The organism is Flavobacterium sp. UBA7680 (genome assembly GCF_002482975.1).
GTDB lineage: Bacteria > Bacteroidota > Bacteroidia > Flavobacteriales > Flavobacteriaceae > Flavobacterium.
The window spans coordinates 1-17,194 of record NZ_DLHA01000020.1 but is presented as its reverse complement, the minus strand read 5'-3'; the positions used below and the strand labels follow the sequence as shown (position 1 = coordinate 17,194).

The window sequence follows — 17,194 nt, the reverse complement described above, 5'->3', positions numbered from 1 at the left end:
TTTAAATTATTTTGCAATAAAAAAAGCTGTTCTAAACAGAACAGCTTTTTCTTAAATTATTCATCTTCGTCTAATTTCATATTCCCCCGATCTTCATGATTATCCGGATGTGAGTTTGGATAGCGGTTTGGTTCAACATCAGAATTTCTGTCTTTATTCTCTACCGTCTTTTTTGCTTCTTCATCACTTGAAACACCGCGATTTGCATTTGGATTATCTGGATTTACATCGTCTTTTACTTTTTGAATATCTTCATTTTCATTTCTGGCTCTGTCTACCACTTTTTTATTTCCGTTTTTATCTGCTACTACTTCTTTTTTCAGGTTGGCATCATCAGCTTTTCCGTCGTGTGAAATATTTTTTCCTTTCGTTTCGTCTATATCCTTTTGTACTCCATTTATCTTTTTAGAGCCTAAATTATTAGTTTCCATATCTTTATTATTTTGAGTTTCTATATTAATATTACGAATTCTAAATTTTAAAAGAAAGTGGTTTAACATTGCTTTTAGTTTATTAACCGATTATTTCTAATGAAGAAAAAACAAGGTTATCTTTGCAAAAAATAAAACATGCACCGACACTTCATTCTTTTTAAACCTTACGGCTACTTAAGTCAATTTATTTATGAATTGAAAAGAAAGAAAAAGCTTTTGGGCGAACTTCATGATTTTCCCGAAGGCACAATGGCAATTGGTCGATTAGATGAAGATTCCGAAGGTTTGCTTTTGCTAACAACTGACGGAAAAGTAAGCGAGCAGATAAGAAGTAAAAAAGTCGACAAAGAATATTATGTTCAGGTTGACGGCATAATTACGCCCGAAGCAATTGAAAAATTGCAAAAAGGTGTTGAAATAGGTTTTGAAGGCGGAAAATATAAAACAAAACCCTGTTCTGCCTTTATCGTTACTGAAATTCCAGATTTTGGGCCGAGAGCCAAAAAAATCAGAGACGAACGACACGGCCCAACTTCCTGGGCTTCGATTACAGTAAATGAAGGGAAATTTCGTCAGGTTCGAAAAATGACCGCCGCAGTTGGTTTTCCCACTTTACGCTTAGTTCGCGTTCGGATAGGAAATGTATATTTGCAAAACTTAAAAGCCGGAGAGGTTTTAGAAGTAGATCAATTTGATAATGTGTCAATTTGATAATTAGATAATTTTAGGAAACTCATAATTCATAACTCATAATTCAAAAAAATGCTAAACGTAGTTCTTGTAGAACCAGAAATACCAAATAACACTGGAAACATTGGAAGATTGTGCGTAGGAACTGAAAGCCGACTTCATTTAATTCATCCTTTTGGTTTTGTAATTAATGATAAAAACCTTAAACGTTCCGGTTTGGATTATTGGGTACACCTTGATGTTACCGAATATCAAAATGTAGACGAATGGGTGCAACAAATTCCAGATCATTCTCGTGTATTTTTAATGAGTTCTCATTCTGACAAATCATATTTAGAAAATGAATTTCAAGATGGCGATTGGTTAGTTTTTGGAAAAGAAAGCGTGGGTTTAAGCAAAGAATTTATGGCTCGATTTGAAAATCATTTAACGATTCCTATGTCTCCGCTTATTCGCTCTTTTAATATTGCGAATTCTGTTGCTTTTGTGGTTGGTGAAGCTAAGAGACAGATTGGGTTAAAGAAATAATATGAGGCCATTTATAGATTTAAATAACCTTAGTTATTCCAAAGAAACTCTGATTTATAAGACCAGAGCAAATATTCTTATTGGAATACTAATAGTAATTGCCTTATTTGTTTGGATCATTAATGCTTTAAAACAACATGAATTCGTAATAGCATCGATAATTTTTTTAATTTCTCTGTTCCCGATTCGTTATCTAATTAAATTCATAAGAACAATTGATGAAATTCAGTTTAGAATAAATTCTAAGGGAATTCAGTATAAAGAACAAGCTATAGTTCCTTGGAGCAACATTGAAAATGAAAGAGTTGATATTAAACGCGGTAATCAAAGGAATTCCTATTATTTTGTCTACCATATTATCGAACCAAATCAGATAATGCAGTTTAACATTTCAAGTCTGAGTACTAATTTTCTTGAATTGCAACACACTCTTACTATTCATCGAAATAGATTTAAGAAAGAAAATAATATTCTATAAAGTATATTTCCTGAATCTAATAACATTAAAAAATGTATAATTTTAAATTAAAAACAAACTTAAAAACTGAAGATATTGTAAATAAACTCAATTCTATTACCGAAAAATTTTATACAAATTCAAAAGAAGGATATAAGTTTGAAGGAAAGATATCAGCTTCTGAATTTCAAATATTCCCAACATTTGATTTTGGTCCAAAAAATCAATTGCGCCCTGAAATTAATGGCGAGATAATAGAATATTTAAATCATCGTGTTATCATCTTAAGTTTCAAAATACCTTCTCATTTAAAGCTGATATTATTTTTAATTCTACTATTAAATATAAGCTTTACTGTTTTCTTATTTATAAATCCAATAGATGATTTTTTCAGCTGGAAAATATTGGCATTTTTCATAGTTTTTACAGCCATCGCATTTTACATTAACTTTAAAAATAAAGCTAATGCATCTTTAAAAATTCTAACAAAAATTCTAAATATTGAAATGGAAAATAAAGACTAAATTTAAATAATTAAGTCACAATAAACTTCCCTTTTTCAGCATCAAAAATAATATGCTCATCTTTGAACAAGGCTGCAAAACTTCCGTTTGAAATTAAATTGCAAGGTTCATCCTGAACTACATTTTCAGGAGTCATGACAATCATTTCGTCGCTTAATTGAATTGCCAAATCAATATCATGTGTTGAAAACAAAATACATTTTTGAGTTTCCTGAGTTAGTTTCTTTAATAATTTAAATAATGAAACTTTATGTAATAAATCTAAATGTGTTGTTGGTTCATCTAAAATAATCAGCGGCGTATCTTGTGCCAAAGCTCTGGCAATTAAAACCTTTTGCAATTGTCCGTCGCTTATTTCATAATGTTTTTTATGCGAAAGATGTTCTATTTGCGTCAGCTGCATGGCTTCCTGAACTTTATCGATATCAGTTTGGGTTAAAGTTCCCACCCAATTGGTATAAGGCTGACGACCAAGTGCCACCAATTCAAAAACAGAAAGATTACTTGGCGGTAGTTTTTCGGTTAAAACCAAACTTAAATTCTGCGCTAAATCTAAAGGTTTATATGTTGAAATATTTTTATGATTCAAATAAACATTCCCAGATAAAGGATGCTGAATTCCGGTAATGGTGCGCAATAAAGTCGATTTCCCAATTCCGTTTGCACCAATCAAAGAAATGAGTTTTCCAGAACTTAAATTCAAATTTAAATTCTCAGCAATAGTCACAACCGCATGTTTGGATTTATATCCAATATTTAAATTTGAAGTTTTTAAGATACTTATCATTTTTTTAAAGTTGCTAAGGTTCTAAGATACTAAGCTGCTAAGTTTTTTCTTTTGCCACAGATTACAAGGATTAAAATGATTAAAAAATAATCTGTGAAAATCTGTTTAATCCGTAAAATCTGTGACCAATAATTATTGGAAATTTCTTTTTCGTACCAAAAGCCAAATCACAACCGGAGCACCAATTATAGACGTTATGGCATTTATTGGCAGCGTAACATCAAATCCCGGCATTTGAGATACAATATCACAAAACAACATTATAATCGATCCGAAAAACAAAGTACTCCAAAACAAAATAGTATGATTACTGGTTTGAAAAGTCAGCTTTGCAATATGCGGAACCGCTAATCCAACAAAAGCAATTGGCCCGGCAAAAGCCGTAATCGCTCCAGATAAAATACTTGTTGCAAATATGATAATCAGTCTGGCTCTTTTAAAATTCAAACCCATACTTTTTGCATAGTTTTCTCCTAAAAGCAAAGCATTTAAAGGTTTAATACTTTTAGCGCTTAAAAGCAATCCAATTCCAACACAGAAAGTCAAAATTCCAATTGTTGGCCAGGAAAGATTCCCAAGACTTCCCATTGACCAAAAAGTAAATTTCTGTAATTGTTCTGCTGTACTGAAATACGTTAGAACACTTACGATTGCGGTTGTAAAACTTCCGAACATTAATCCAACAATTAAAATGGCCATTGTGTCCCGTAATCTTTGAGAAACTACTAAAACCAACAATAAAACTAATGTACTACCAAAAGTAGACGCAATTACAATTCCGTATGACGATAAAGCAATAACACTTAAAAATGAAGGTAAAAAACCCGCTCCTAAAATCACAAAAGCAACGCCTAAACTCGCTCCGGAACTTAATCCTAAAACATAAGGCCCAGCAAGCGGGTTTCTAAATAAAGTCTGCATTAAAAGTCCGCTGATCGAAAGTCCCGTTCCCACTAAAACTGCGGTAATAGCTTTTGGCAGACGATAATTTATAATGATATATTCCCAAGTTGATTTTGTTGCATGTCCTCCGGTTAAACTTGTAAAAACATCTTTTAACGGAATCGTGACAGATCCTAAACTAATGCTCGCAAAAAACATCAATAAAAGACCTAAAGCCAAAACAACAAATAAAATGGTATTTCGTTTTTTGTTTGCCAATTTAATTCAGTTTTGATGCAAAAGTAAATTCGTAATTCGACATTAAATCAGGGTGAAAAATTTTAATGTAATCTTTTAAAACTAAATCCGGACGGCTTGGCGCTAATTCGTAATAAACCGTTCCTCCGGTTGCACCTAATTTTCCTTCGAAACTATAAACACTTTTATTTGTAAAAGCATCAAATTCACTATAATGCGGATTTGCTTTCTGCAATTCATCCAGACTTTTAAAAGAACCCGAAGCAATCCAAACGTTTGCTGTTTTTGCTTTATCTAAAACTTTTTCAAAAGACAAACCTTCACTTCCTGTTCCTTTTAAATCTGCCCATAAATAATTAGCGTGAGCATCTTTCATAAATTCGGCAACCCAGCTGTTTCCTTTGGCAACATACCAAACATCTTCATACATCGAACCGTATAAAACTGTTAAATTTGCTGTTTTTTCTGCAGCCAGTTTTTTAGCCTGATCGTAACTCTGAACAATTTTATCAAACAATTCTTTTGCTTTTTCTTCTTTACCAAATAATGCTCCGTAAAGCTTTATCCATTCTGCTTTTCCAAGTGGAGATTGTTCCATCCAGTCGCCCTGAATTAAAACATTTAAACCGCTTTTTTTCAAATTGTCCAGCATCGGATTATTATTATCTACTCCAAAAGTCACAATCAAATCTGGCGATAATTCTATTAATTGTTCGATATTTAATTTTTCATTTTGTCCAACGTTTTTCACAGAACCTTTGTCAATTAAAGCTCTGGTTTTTTCAGATGAAATATAATCGGTATGGGGAAAACCAACCAATTTATTCTCCACTTCAAGCATTTCTAAAAACGGAATGTTAGTAGTTGAAGTCACCACAACAGATTCTAACGGAACCTGAATTGTAGTATAAGATTGAAGACTATCCGGAACTTTTGCTTCTTTTTCTTTTAAAATATATTTAAAATCCTTATTTGCGTTAGGCCATGGATTTGAAACTGTTACGACTGAGTAAGCATCATATTTTACAATAGAAAGTCCAGATGCATATTCGATACTATTTTTTGCAGTTTCAATTTTAGCTACTTCGCTCGTTTCGTTCTTCTTACATCCGAAGAGAATAAAAAAAGAAGAAATAAAAATCAATTTAGGGAATAAATGTCTCATATTTTACGTTTTCGAAAGGAACAAAGGTAAAGCATTTTCTAAATTTTTTGTTTATCTTTATTCTTACAAAATTCAACAATTTGTATCTTTGCATCATGAATACCACAAAAATTAAAGTTTGCTCAAGCTGTGAATCTCAATTCAGCTGTGGAGATATTTCGGTTGAAGATAAATGCTGGTGTAATGATTACCCACCTATTTTCAATCTTTCTGAAGGAGGAGACTGTCTTTGTCCCGTTTGTTTTAAAGAAGCATGCGAGGATAAAATCGATGCTTATATTGAAACTATTACTCCTAAAAATGCCCTTAAAAATAAAGCCATATCTTTACCCAAAACAGAAAAACTAATTGAGGGAATTGACTATTATACGGAAGATGGCAATATGGTTTTTAAAGCCTGGTTTCATTTAAAACGCGGAACTTGCTGTGGAAACAAGTGTCGTCATTGCCCGTACTAATTGTTAATTATAAATTGTTAGTTGTTAATTATGAAAAACAACGTTGTTAAAAATAAAAGTTTTGATTTTGCGATCAGAATTGTCAAGCTATATCAATATTTAAATAATGATAAAAAAGAATTTATACTTTCTAAACAACTTCTAAGATCAGGAACTAGCGTTGGCGCAATGATTAGAGAAGCTGAACATGCTGAAAGCAAAAGTGACTTCATTCATAAATTTGCAATTGCCCAGAAAGAAGCTAATGAAACTGTTTATTGGTTAGAATTATTAAAAGCAACTGATTATTTAAATGAAAAGGAATTCGAAAATATTAATAATGACGCAATTTCAATTTTGAAATTAATAACGAGTATTCTTAAAACTTCCAAAAATCATTTAGAAGCAAAAAAAGTTTCCAAATTAAATTAATAATTAACAATCAATAATTAACCATTATAAATGATTTACTTAATAACCGGCGGCGAGCGATCAGGAAAAAGCAGTTATGCTCAAAATCTCGCTTTGCGGCTTTCTAATTCACCTATATATGTGGCGACGGCCCGAAAATGGGATTCGGATTTTCAAAATCGAATTGATCGTCATCAACAGGAAAGAGACGAACGCTGGACGAATATTGAAAAAGAAAAACATTTAAGCGAAATAAACTTTTCAGGAAAAGTTGCTTTAATCGACTGTGTAACGCTTTGGCTGACCAACTTTTTTGTCGACAATAAAAATGACGTAACTTTAAGTTTAGAAGAAGCTAAAAAAGAATTTCTTTCAATTGCCAATCAGGAAAATGCAACTCTAATTATTGTAACCAACGAAATTGGAATGGGCGTTCACGCCGCAACTGAAATTGGCAGAAAATTTACCGAACTTCAAGGCTGGATGAATCAGTTTTTAGCATCAAATGCAGATGAAGTTGTTTTAATGGTTTCTGGAATTCCAGTAAAGATCAAAGGAGAAAATTCCAAAATTTAAATTCCAAATTCCAAGGCTATACTTTATCTTTACTAGAATATTTCAATTATGAAAAATTGGAATTTGGAATTTAAAAAAATTGGAATTTAGAAATGAGCCATTTAGACGATATATTAAAATCACGTCGCGATACCCGACATTTTACAACCGATGAAGTTCCTGATGAAGTAATTCAAAAAGCTTTACAGGCCGGACATTGGGCTCCTTCTGTTGGTTTGACTGATGCGACAAGATATTATATCATTAAATCGGATGAAGTTAAATGCGCTATTAAAAACCTGTTTTTAGATTATAACAAAAAAGCCGAAGAACTTACCGATAATCCGGAACAGAAAGAACTTTATAGATCACTAAAATTAGAAGCAATTGAAGAAGCTCCAATTGGGCTTATCATTGCTTACGATCGTTCGGTTTTAAATCAATTTACAATTGGAACTATTGGCAGTAATGAAGCCGTGAAATTTAGTTCGGTTTGTGCGGCGCAGAATATTTGGCTTTCACTCACGGAACAAGGTTACGGAATGGGCTGGGTTTCTATTTTAAACTATTTTCAGTTTAAAAAGATTTTAGATTTACCAGAAAATATAGAACCGCTTGGTTATTTCTGTATTGGTAAACCTGCCACAAATTACGGCAATCAGCCTATGTTACAGCAATTGCATTGGAAACAAAAATCTGAAACTGCAGACTGTAAAGAAATCAACGAAATTCATCAAATCAATATTTCTGATTTTGATTTAAAGCCTTCAAGTAAAGTTGAAGACAAAACTGATTTCGGTACACTTTTACAAGAAAAAATAGATTCAAAAACAAAACCTGTTGGTTCATTAGGAACGTTAGAAACTTTGGCTTTTCAAATGGCGACCGTTTTTGAAACTTTAAATCCCAAAATCCTAAATCCTAATATTGTTGTTTTTGCAGCAGATCACGGAATTGCGAATCATGGCGTGAGCGATTATCCGCAGGATGTGACGCGTCAAATGGTGACTAATTTTCTCGAAGGCGGAGCTGCGATTAATGTTTTCTGTAAACAAAATAATATCGAATTATCAATTGTAGATTCGGGCGTAAATTATGATTTTCCAACAAATGCAAAATTGATTAATGCCAAAATTGCAAAAGGAACGCAATCTTTTCTACATGTTCCCGCCATGAGCGAAACTGAATTGAATTTGTGTTTTGAAAAAGGAAAATCAATTGTAGAAAACATTGCGAAAACAGGTTCAAACTGCATTGGTTTTGGCGAAATGGGAATTGGAAATACTTCAACAGCATCGGTTTTAATGAGTCTTTTAACTGGTTTTTCTATCGAAGAATGTGTTGGAAAAGGAACTGGAATTAACGATCAAAAACTTCTAAATAAACAAAATATTCTAAAAAAAGCAATCGGGAATTATTCCGGTCAAGCCGAATTAAAACAACATATCGCCTATTTTGGAGGTTTTGAAATTATTCAAATGGCAAGCGGAATGCTAACGGCTTATGAAAATAAAATGCTGATTCTGGTTGATGGTTTTATTTGTTCTGTCGCATATTTAATTGCTTCTAAAATAAATCCTGATATTAAAAGAAATGCCGTTTTCTGTCATTGTTCTGCCGAAAAAGCGCATCAAAAATTATTAGATTATCTTGGTGCTAAACCTATTTTAAATTTAGATTTGCGTCTTGGCGAAGGAACGGGCTGTGCAATTGCTTTTCCTATTTTAAAATCGGCTGAGGCTTTTTTGAATGATATGGCTAGTTTTGAAAGTGCCGGAGTTAGTAGGAAATAGTTTTCAATTTTGATTTACAGTTTATATCTTTGAATCATAAATTGAAATTATTTTAAAAAATCATACATGCCTTTTACTAAAGTTTATATTCATTGTGTCTGGAGCACAAAAAACAGATTTCCGTTTTTAAATTCGATTGATCTTCGCCAAAAAATTTGGCACCACATAAAAGAAAATGCATTAAAAAAAGAAATATATCTTGATTATATTAGTGGATATTCTGATCATTGCCATTGTTTGATTTCGTTAGGAAATAATCAGACTATTCAAAAAACAATACAATTATTAAAAGGTGAATCTTCGTATTGGATTAATAAAAATCAATTGACCAAAGAAAAATTTGAATGGCAGGATGAATATTTTGCGGTTTCTGTATCAGAATCTATAGTTGGCAAAGTGAGAGATTATATTATTAATCAAGAGGAACATCGTAAAAAGAAAACATTTCAAGAGGAATACGATGAATTTATAGTCAAATTTGGATTTAAAATATCTTGACGAAATTTGGCTAAAGCCTTTCATATATGGTATTCTGAGACCTCCAGATAAATCTGGAGGCAATTAAATATTTTTTTATTTTCAAATATTTTTCAATAAAGAAATCATTTAAAAAAATCAATTGCCAACATCTTTAGATGTTGGTGAAAATTATGATACCTAAAGAGGCTTTAGCCAAATAAATTTGTAAAGAATTTTTATTTTAAAATATCTTAATGATATTTGGCTAAAGCCTTTTAGACATAACATTCCTCAAACCTCCAGATAAATCTGGAGGCAATTAAACTTTTTTTTATTTTCGATTACTTATTAAATCTGAAAGAAGGAACTATTAATAAAATAATACAAAAATTAACTGCCAACATCTTTAGATGTTGGAATAAAATAATTGCCTCTCAAAAAGGCTTTAGCCAAATACCACAATCTAAATGAAAAAAGAACTACACATTTTCTTTACCTGTTTAATGTTCTACACCAGAATTCCCTGTCCAAAAAACATTACTCACGATCCAGATTATTTAAATAAAGCAACAAGATACTTTCCTTTTATTGGCTGGATTGTTGGAACAATTTCATTTCTGGCTTTTTATATTTTTTCCCTTTTTCTTTCTACAGAAACAGCTGTGATTTTTGCAATAATAATTTCAGTTTTAACAACAGGTGCATTTCATGAAGATGGATTTGCAGATGTCTGCGACGGATTTGGCGGCGGCTGGACCAAAGAAAAAATCCTGATGATCATGAAAGACAGCGCGATTGGCGCTTATGGAGCAATTGGATTGGTTTTACTTTTTTTGGCAAAATTCAAATTACTTTCAGAATCCATTTTACTTTTCACTAATAACATTTTACTGATTTTCCTCTTATTTATTTCGGCACATTCTTTAAGTCGTTTGGCGGCGATCAGCATTATTTTTACACATCAATATTCTCGTGATGATGCTTCAAGTAAAAGCAAACCAATAGCTAAACAACATAGCTGGAAAGAAGTTTTCGGATCTTTTTTCTTTGGGTTAATTCCGTTATTGGCACTCTCCTATTTCAATTATAAAGTTCTCTTAGCTATAATTCCTGTTTTTATAACCCGATATTTTCTTGCTCGATATTTTCAAAAATGGATTAATGGTTATACCGGAGATTGTCTTGGCGCAACACAGCAAGTTTGCGAAGTAATTTATTATTTAAGTATTCTTTTTATATGGAAATTTATTTAGTTCGCCACACCGAAACCATCTGCGAAAAAGGAATTTGTTACGGTCAGTCTGATGTAAATATTGCAGAACCTTTTGACGAAATTTTTAACCGAATTGTTTCAGAATTACCTTCAGAAGCTATTATTTTTTCAAGTCCGTTAAAACGCTGTTCTATTTTAGCAAAACACATTCAGCAAAATATAAAAACAATTTCTTATCAGGAAGACGAGCGCTTGAAAGAAATGAATTTTGGCGACTGGGAACTGAAAAACTGGAACGAAATTCCGCCAGAACAATTAAATCCATGGATGGAAGATTTTGTAAACATTCAAGTTTTAAATGGTGAATCATTTGTGGAATTACATCAAAGAGCGGGTGATTTTTTAGCAGAACAAATTTCGCAGAAAAATCAGCAGCCTATTATTATTGTAGCGCATGCCGGAATTATCAGAAGCATATTATGCCATCAAACTTCACTGCCATTAAAAGAAGCTTTTCAAAATAAAGTCGATTTCGGACAAGTCATAAAAATTACATTTTAATTTAGTTTTGTTTAGAATTTAATTGAAATAGTAAAACAAATTTGAATATTCAGTAATTTTAACTTTATCTTTGCAGCAAATTAAGGTTGTGTTTTTACAAAACACATTAAAAGGGAATCAAGTAAAATCTTGAGCTGTTCCCGCAACTGTAAGCTAAGTTCTAAAAAGAATGCTTGTTGTAAACTACAAAACCACTGCTCGCCCCGGCGAATGGGAAGGTAAACAACAAGACGCAAGCCAGGAGACCTGCCTTTGTAACAAATATCGAGCTCTCGGGAAAAAGAGTGTAGAAATTATGACTTTAAGAATACGTTTTGCTTTTTTACTTTTAATGTTGTGCCAATTAATTTCGGCGCAGAGCGATTCTATTAAATTAAAAGAAATCATCGTTTCTGATGCGAATCTTAAAAAATACTCCAATTCACAATCGGTTTTAAAGCTTAGTGATTCAATTATCAATAAAAATGAAGCTTTACTGACTGATCTTTTAAATTTCAATTCTACGATTTATTTTAAAGAATACGGACGCGGAATGCTTTCTACGGTTTCTTTTCGCGGAACTACCTCTTCTCAAACGGCTGTAATCTGGAACGGAATTAATATTAATTCGCAAATGAACGGAAGTACCGATTTCAACACAATTTCGGGTTCTGATTATAATTCGATTAGTGTAAAAGCGGGCGGCGGAAGTGTTATTTACGGAAGCGGTGCGATTGGCGGAACGGTGCATTTAAATAACGATCTGGCATTTTATAATCGATTTGAGAATAATTTAAAACTCGATTACGGAAGTTTTAATACTATTGGAATAAATTATAAAACGAATATTTCTAACGAAAAATGGAGCGCACAAATTGGTTTTTCTAAAAACAGCTCCACAAACGATTATAAATATTTAAACCGTTACACTTGGCGAGGCGAACAACGCTGGAATCAAAACGGGCAATACGATATTATAACTATGAGCGCCAATGCTGGTTATAAAATCGACTCAAAAAATACTTTAAAGCTTTATAGTCAGTTTTCAAATACAGACCGAAATACTTCCTTGGTTGTAGAAACGGAAACGAAAAGCAAATATGTAAATGGTTTCAATCGAAGTTTATTAGAGTACGACGGTGATTTTGGAAAATTTAAAACCAATTTTAAAACGGCGTATATCTTTGAAAACTATCAATATTTTGCTGATAATTCAAGCAATATCTACACTTACGGAAAAACCGAAAGTTTAATTACAAAACTTGATTTAGGATATACTTTATTCAAATCAACACAGATAAATGGAATTTTAGATTATAACAGAACTAAAGGATACGGAAGCAGTTTTGGCGATCACGTTCGCGAAATCAGTTCAACAGGATTATTGGTCAAACAAGATTTTTCTGAAGCCTGGAAAAACGAATTTGGTGTTCGAAAAGAGTTTACAGATAATTACAAATCTCCCGTTTTATTCTCTTTAGGATCTTCGTATCAGTTTAGTAAATTGTACAATTTCAAACTGAATGTTTCCCGAAACTTCAGAATTCCAACTTATAATGATTTGTATTGGGAAGAAGGCGGAAATCCGGATTTAAAACCTGAAAGTTCTTATCAGGCAGAAATTGGAAACGTGTTCACTTTCAAAAACATTTCGCTTACGCAGACTTTCTACTATATCAAAATTAAAGATTTACTGCAATGGATTCCGGGTAAAAACGGAATTTGGAGTCCTATAAATAAAGACAATGTTAATAGTTACGGTGCTGAAACTTTATTGAGCTGGAAAAAACAATACGGTAAAAATAACTTAAGTGCCAATGCTTCTTATGCTTATACCGCTTCAAAAGATGAGGCAACTAAAAAACAGCTTTTCTTTGTTCCTTATAATAAAGTAACGGCTTCTGTTGCTTATTCACGAAACAGGATTTCTGCTTATTACCAATTTTTATACAACGGTTTTGTTTACACAAGAGCCGATAATAATCCGGACGAAATTATAAACGATTATAACATTTCAAATGTCGGAATCGATTATGATTTTAAATTCTTAGACTCTTTCAAACTTGGTTTTCAGGTCTTAAACATTTTCAATAAAAATTATGAAAGTCTGGAAGACAGACCAATGCCGGGTCGAAATTTCAATATGTATTTAACTCTAAAATTTTAATAATTATGAAACTTAGTAAATTACTTTTAATGGCGTTTAGCGTTTCGTTATTCGTTTCTTGTTCAAGTGATGACGATAATGACCAGGTAGAATATAAAAACGGATTCCTTATTTTAAATGAAGGAAGCGCAGGACAAGGAAGTGTTTCTTTTTCAAGTAATGATTTCAACGTTTTTGAAAAAGATGTTTACACTGCTGCAAACGGATCAGATTTACTTGGAAAATATGCTCAAAACATCTTTTTTGACGGAGACAGAGCTTATATTATTGCAGGTGGTTCAAATGTTATAAATGTGGTAAACAAATACACGTTTAAATTGATTGCTAAAATCGATACTGGACTTGCAAACCCAAGATATGGTGTTGTAAAAGATGGTAAAGCGTATGTAACTAATGCAAATACTTATTTTTCAGTAAGTAATCCAAACGGAAATACCGATGATTATGTTGCGGTAATCAATTTAGCTACAAATACATATGAGTCTAAAATTAATCTAAACGCAACAGGTAACAGACTGGTAGAAAAAAACGGTAAATTATATATCACTGAACCTTATAATAGTGATAAATTATTAGTGGTAAATATTGCTACAAAAGCATTAGAGACTCCTGTAGCAATTGGTTCAAGTGCAGATGGTATCGAAGAAGATAATGGAACTTTATATATTTTAAGAGGTCCTTACGGAGACAGAAGCGAAATTGTAAAAGTAAAATTAGCAGACAACTCTATTTCTAGAATTACATTCCCTGAGTCATTAGACGGAGCTGCGTTTTTAGATGTTTACGAGAATAAAATTTATTATACAGTAGGCAATTCAGTTTACGCTATTGGTACAAGTGCAACTGAAGCTTCAACAACTGCAATCGTAACGCCTAGTTTAGGTTATTTATACGGATTTGCAGTTAACAACAACCGTATTTACATAGCTGACAGCGGAGATTTTAAAGCTGACAGCAAAGCATATATATACAGTTTAACTGGAAGTTTACAAAAAGAATTAACTGTTGGAGTGGGTCCAAACGGTTTTTACTTTAATTAATTTTTGAATTAGTTTTTATTTGTTTTTGGTAAAAAAAGGCTTTCATTTCTGAAAGCCTTTTTTTTTATTTATCTCAATGTCCTTAGAAGCTCTTTTGGGGCATTTTCTAAATACATTTCATTTCGTAGTCCGTTGATTTTTTTAGAATCGCTTATATCTGGTAAAACTGCGCTATGATCATTCTGTATTTTCTTAGCTGCTGAACCTGTAATTTTAGAAATTGCCAAATTTAGTAACGGCTCAGAAGGATCACCTAAAACCCCATAATTATCAATGTATTCAAACTGAACATAAGTTGGGACCAAACCTCCGGTATAATCTCCAAAATCTGCAGCATTCGTAATTTTAAAAACTAAAGGCTGCATGGCATATTTATGATTAGGATTTACATTTGATTTCGTAAAAGTTGGTGAATCATAAACAGTAAATGACCCTACGTTTTTACCAATAGTAGTCTGCCCTATTTGTACTACGTTAATATAAGGTTTTAATCCGTTTATAACCAATTCACTTGCAGATGCAGTATTTGAGGTCGTCAAAATATAAACTGTTGCCATATTTAAACTATTTACCGTATTTCCGTCAAAACCGCTTACAAATTTTTCTTTTAATGACTCCAAATCTTCTGTAGTCATACCTGCCATCAATTTAAAGTTATATTGTCTTTTCGAAAACACACTTCCTTCAAACTGCCCGGTAATCATACTTGCTAAACGAGTTGAAGATCGAACAGAACCTCCTCCATTATATCTTAAGTCTAAAACAAAATCTGTAATTCCCTGTGCTTTTAATTCGCCAAAAGCATCATTTAATCTGGCATCATATTCCTGATAAAAACCATTATACATTAAATAGCCTATTTTATGACTGCCAGAAGTAATTACTTTATGAATTAAAATTGGATTTTCTTCTAAAGTTGTTTTCGTTAACGAAAGTGATTTTCCATTCAAAACAAAAGAAGAACCACTATGGCTGGCAAAATTTAAAGTATAATTATCAGGCCCCAGCAATAATGACTGGTAATTAGAAACTGTCAGTTTTGTTCCATTTACAGCCGTAAATAAATCTCCTCTTTTGATATCTTTATTCGCAGCATCAGAACCTGGAATAATATAACGAACATAACCCACTAAATCATTAGATCCTTCTGCAACTCTCGTTAATTTAAAATCTACTCCGTTATTTTTCGTAATTCCGTTTAGTTCTTGTTCTAAAACAGTGTAATCGTCAACAATCCAGCTAAAACGGTCGATTGCATTACTTGGATATTTACTTACTGGTTTATTTAATAAATCCTGAAATAAGTTTTCCGGATCAGAATATCCCTCTAAAAAAGAATTTAATTGCTCCTGAGAACTAAAACGATCATCGGCTAAATTAGGCACATCAGCCTGCCATAAATAAACTTCATTTAAGCCTTTCCAAATAAAATCATTCACTTGTAATTTAGCAGGAGCCCTTACATCATCCTCATCTTCACAAGATTGCAGAGCAAATGTTAATACAAATAAAAACAGTATTGACTTTAAAATTGGTTTCATAGAAATTAGGTTTCGGTGTATTGGTATTCTATTAACGTAAAAATACTACCTTTAGTTTTAAGTAGTATTCTTTTTATCTAAAAAAATTTTACATTATTCCTGTAACAAAAATAATTGTGGCTCGTCTTGACTATATAAGCTAACGAATAACCTTTTAATTTATGAACCAGAATGTGTTTATAGAATTAGTTAATCCTTTTAAAGACAAAGTTTTTCGTCTGGCAAAACGATTGCTTACCAGTACCGAGGAAGCCGAAGACGCTACTCAGGAAGTGATGGTAAAATTATGGAATAAAAAAGAGAATCTGGACACTTACAACAATGTTGAAGCACTGGCGATGACGATGACAAAAAATTATTGTTTAGATCAGTTAAAATCTAAAAGAGCCGGAAACCTCCAGATTGTTCATAATAATTTTACAGATCGTGAGCCGCAGTTAGACCGGAAATTAGAAGATGCTGATAGTTTAGAATGGGTTGGGAAAATTATAAATCAGCTGCCGGAACAGCTTCAAATATTAATTCAGTTACGGGATGTAGAACAATATGAATTTGAAGAAATTGCAAAAATCGTTAATATGAACGAAACCGCAATTCGGGTGGCGCTTTCGAGAGCGAGAAAAAAAATAAGAGAATCAATGGTAAATGCACACAGTTATGGAATTAAATAAAATAGAAAATATATTAGAAAAATACTTTCAGGGAGAAACCTCTATTGCCGAAGAAAATCAATTAAAAGAATATTTTTCTTCATCAGATGTTGCGCAGCATTTGGAGCAGTACAAACCTATTTTTGGTTATTTCTCTCAGGTAAAACAACAAAAATCAACGCAGGAAATTCCACTAAAAACTAAAAAACGAAATGTGGCGTGGATATCAATTGCGGCTTCAGTAGTTGTTTTACTAGGAATTGGAACCTATTATTTTGCAGGCGAAAAAACAACTCCGGTTGTCGCTCAGTCAGAATTAGGAACCTACGACGATCCTGAAGAAGCCCTTGCAGCAACGCAAAAAGCTTTGGCTCTATTGTCAAACAATGTTAATGTAGGTATTGAAAGTGTACAATACATTGGCGAATATGAACAATCAAAAAACAAAATTTTTAAACAGTAATTAAACACAAAAATAATCATGAAAAATTTCATCATAACTCTAGTTTTCGCATTCGTTACACAAGCTTTTTATGCTCAAAGTGCCTTTGACAAATATGACGGTCAGGACGATGTAACCTCAGTAATTGTAAACAAAAAAATGTTTGATTTAATGAGTAAAGTAAAAGTTGATGCTTCTGATAAAGAAACACAGCAATACAT

20 protein-coding genes, 1 pseudogene and 1 riboswitch are annotated in these 17,194 nt (G+C 32.3%); of the genes and pseudogenes, 16 read left to right on the top strand and 5 right to left on the bottom strand.

Features of this window, described 5'->3' with window-relative positions:
- Positions 1-56: 56 nt before the first annotated feature.
- A complete protein-coding gene (locus tag B3C18_RS08030) occupies positions 57-431 on the bottom strand; it encodes a hypothetical protein (protein WP_291145091.1) in 375 nt (124 codons plus the stop codon).
- A 138-nt stretch (positions 432-569) separates the two neighbouring features.
- Here B3C18_RS08030 and B3C18_RS08025 point away from each other — a divergent pair, with 138 nt between their 5' ends.
- From B3C18_RS08025 to B3C18_RS08010, 4 genes are read left to right on the top strand one after another with little or no spacing between them, the layout of a single operon-like run.
- Positions 570-1,145 carry a pseudouridine synthase gene (locus tag B3C18_RS08025; protein ID WP_291145089.1) on the top strand — a complete coding sequence of 192 codons (576 nt, stop codon included), beginning with the start codon at positions 570-572 and terminating at the stop codon, positions 1,143-1,145.
- A gap of 51 nt (positions 1,146-1,196) precedes the next feature.
- On the top strand, positions 1,197-1,652 hold the full coding sequence (locus tag B3C18_RS08020; protein WP_291145086.1) for a tRNA (cytidine(34)-2'-O)-methyltransferase: 456 nt from the start codon (positions 1,197-1,199) through the stop codon (positions 1,650-1,652).
- Position 1,653: 1 nt separating this feature from the next.
- Positions 1,654-2,130 (top strand): hypothetical protein, encoded by a 477-nt coding sequence (locus B3C18_RS08015; protein ID WP_291145084.1) that lies wholly within the window; start codon positions 1,654-1,656, stop codon positions 2,128-2,130.
- A gap of 32 nt (positions 2,131-2,162) precedes the next feature.
- Complete coding sequence (locus tag B3C18_RS08010; RefSeq protein ID WP_291145081.1) at positions 2,163-2,633, top strand: hypothetical protein; 471 nt, start codon at positions 2,163-2,165, stop codon at positions 2,631-2,633.
- 10 nt (positions 2,634-2,643) lie between these two features.
- Here the strand turns inward: B3C18_RS08010 and B3C18_RS08005 are convergent, their stop codons facing one another.
- The 3 genes from B3C18_RS08005 to B3C18_RS07995 all read right to left on the bottom strand — a co-directional run bounded on the left by B3C18_RS08005 (position 2,644) and on the right by B3C18_RS07995 (position 5,725).
- Positions 2,644-3,420, bottom strand: coding sequence for an ABC transporter ATP-binding protein (locus B3C18_RS08005; RefSeq protein ID WP_291145079.1), 777 nt, complete (start codon positions 3,418-3,420; stop codon positions 2,644-2,646).
- 132 nt (positions 3,421-3,552) lie between these two features.
- Positions 3,553-4,581 (bottom strand): FecCD family ABC transporter permease, encoded by a 1,029-nt coding sequence (locus B3C18_RS08000; RefSeq protein ID WP_408611600.1) that lies wholly within the window; start codon positions 4,579-4,581, stop codon positions 3,553-3,555.
- 1 nt (position 4,582) lies between these two features.
- Positions 4,583-5,725: an ABC transporter substrate-binding protein gene (locus B3C18_RS07995; protein WP_291145076.1), complete on the bottom strand. Its 1,143-nt coding sequence runs from the start codon at positions 5,723-5,725 to the stop codon at positions 4,583-4,585.
- Positions 5,726-5,820: 95 nt separating this feature from the next.
- Here B3C18_RS07995 and B3C18_RS07990 point away from each other — a divergent pair, with 95 nt between their 5' ends.
- The 9 genes from B3C18_RS07990 (at position 5,821) to B3C18_RS07950 (ending at position 14,340) form a co-directional block, all read left to right on the top strand.
- Positions 5,821-6,183 carry a DUF5522 domain-containing protein gene (locus B3C18_RS07990; protein WP_291145074.1) on the top strand — a complete coding sequence of 121 codons (363 nt, stop codon included), beginning with the start codon at positions 5,821-5,823 and terminating at the stop codon, positions 6,181-6,183.
- A 30-nt stretch (positions 6,184-6,213) separates the two neighbouring features.
- Positions 6,214-6,594 carry a four helix bundle protein gene (locus B3C18_RS07985; protein WP_291145071.1) on the top strand — a complete coding sequence of 127 codons (381 nt, stop codon included), beginning with the start codon at positions 6,214-6,216 and terminating at the stop codon, positions 6,592-6,594.
- A 30-nt stretch (positions 6,595-6,624) separates the two neighbouring features.
- Positions 6,625-7,149 (top strand): bifunctional adenosylcobinamide kinase/adenosylcobinamide-phosphate guanylyltransferase, encoded by a 525-nt coding sequence (gene cobU, locus B3C18_RS07980; protein WP_291145068.1) that lies wholly within the window; start codon positions 6,625-6,627, stop codon positions 7,147-7,149.
- Between the two features lie 92 nt (positions 7,150-7,241).
- Positions 7,242-8,921 (top strand): nicotinate-nucleotide--dimethylbenzimidazole phosphoribosyltransferase, encoded by a 1,680-nt coding sequence (gene cobT / locus B3C18_RS07975; protein ID WP_291145065.1) that lies wholly within the window; start codon positions 7,242-7,244, stop codon positions 8,919-8,921.
- Between the two features lie 66 nt (positions 8,922-8,987).
- The gene (locus B3C18_RS07970; protein ID WP_291145062.1) at positions 8,988-9,419 is read left to right on the top strand and encodes a transposase; all 432 of its coding nucleotides are present in this window, start codon (positions 8,988-8,990) and stop codon (positions 9,417-9,419) included.
- 428 nt (positions 9,420-9,847) lie between these two features.
- Complete coding sequence (locus tag B3C18_RS07965; protein ID WP_291145059.1) at positions 9,848-10,633, top strand: adenosylcobinamide-GDP ribazoletransferase; 786 nt, start codon at positions 9,848-9,850, stop codon at positions 10,631-10,633.
- A complete protein-coding gene (gene cobC, locus B3C18_RS07960) occupies positions 10,618-11,154 on the top strand; it encodes an alpha-ribazole phosphatase (protein ID WP_291145055.1) in 537 nt (178 codons plus the stop codon). Before B3C18_RS07965 ends, cobC begins: the two co-directional genes overlap by 16 nt.
- Before the next feature lie 66 nt (positions 11,155-11,220).
- Positions 11,221-11,422: riboswitch (cobalamin riboswitch) on the top strand.
- A 27-nt stretch (positions 11,423-11,449) separates the two neighbouring features.
- Positions 11,450-13,300, top strand: a complete 1,851-nt coding sequence (locus B3C18_RS07955; RefSeq protein ID WP_291145052.1) for a TonB-dependent receptor plug domain-containing protein — start codon at positions 11,450-11,452, stop codon at positions 13,298-13,300.
- Between the two features lie 5 nt (positions 13,301-13,305).
- Positions 13,306-14,340, top strand: a complete 1,035-nt coding sequence (locus B3C18_RS07950) for a YncE family protein (protein WP_291145049.1) — start codon at positions 13,306-13,308, stop codon at positions 14,338-14,340.
- 68 nt (positions 14,341-14,408) lie between these two features.
- Here the strand turns inward: B3C18_RS07950 and B3C18_RS07945 are convergent, their stop codons facing one another.
- On the bottom strand, positions 14,409-15,881 hold the full coding sequence (locus B3C18_RS07945) for a S41 family peptidase (protein ID WP_291145046.1): 1,473 nt from the start codon (positions 15,879-15,881) through the stop codon (positions 14,409-14,411).
- A 161-nt stretch (positions 15,882-16,042) separates the two neighbouring features.
- Here B3C18_RS07945 and B3C18_RS07940 point away from each other — a divergent pair, with 161 nt between their 5' ends.
- The 3 genes and pseudogenes from B3C18_RS07940 to B3C18_RS07930 form a co-directional block, all read left to right on the top strand.
- Positions 16,043-16,552 carry an RNA polymerase sigma factor gene (locus B3C18_RS07940; RefSeq protein ID WP_291145043.1) on the top strand — a complete coding sequence of 170 codons (510 nt, stop codon included), beginning with the start codon at positions 16,043-16,045 and terminating at the stop codon, positions 16,550-16,552.
- Positions 16,539-16,994, top strand: a complete 456-nt coding sequence (locus B3C18_RS07935) for a hypothetical protein (protein ID WP_291145041.1) — start codon at positions 16,539-16,541, stop codon at positions 16,992-16,994. Before B3C18_RS07940 ends, B3C18_RS07935 begins: the two co-directional genes overlap by 14 nt.
- An 18-nt stretch (positions 16,995-17,012) precedes the next feature.
- Positions 17,013-17,194, top strand: a pseudogene (locus B3C18_RS07930) (DUF4252 domain-containing protein); the annotation flags it as partial.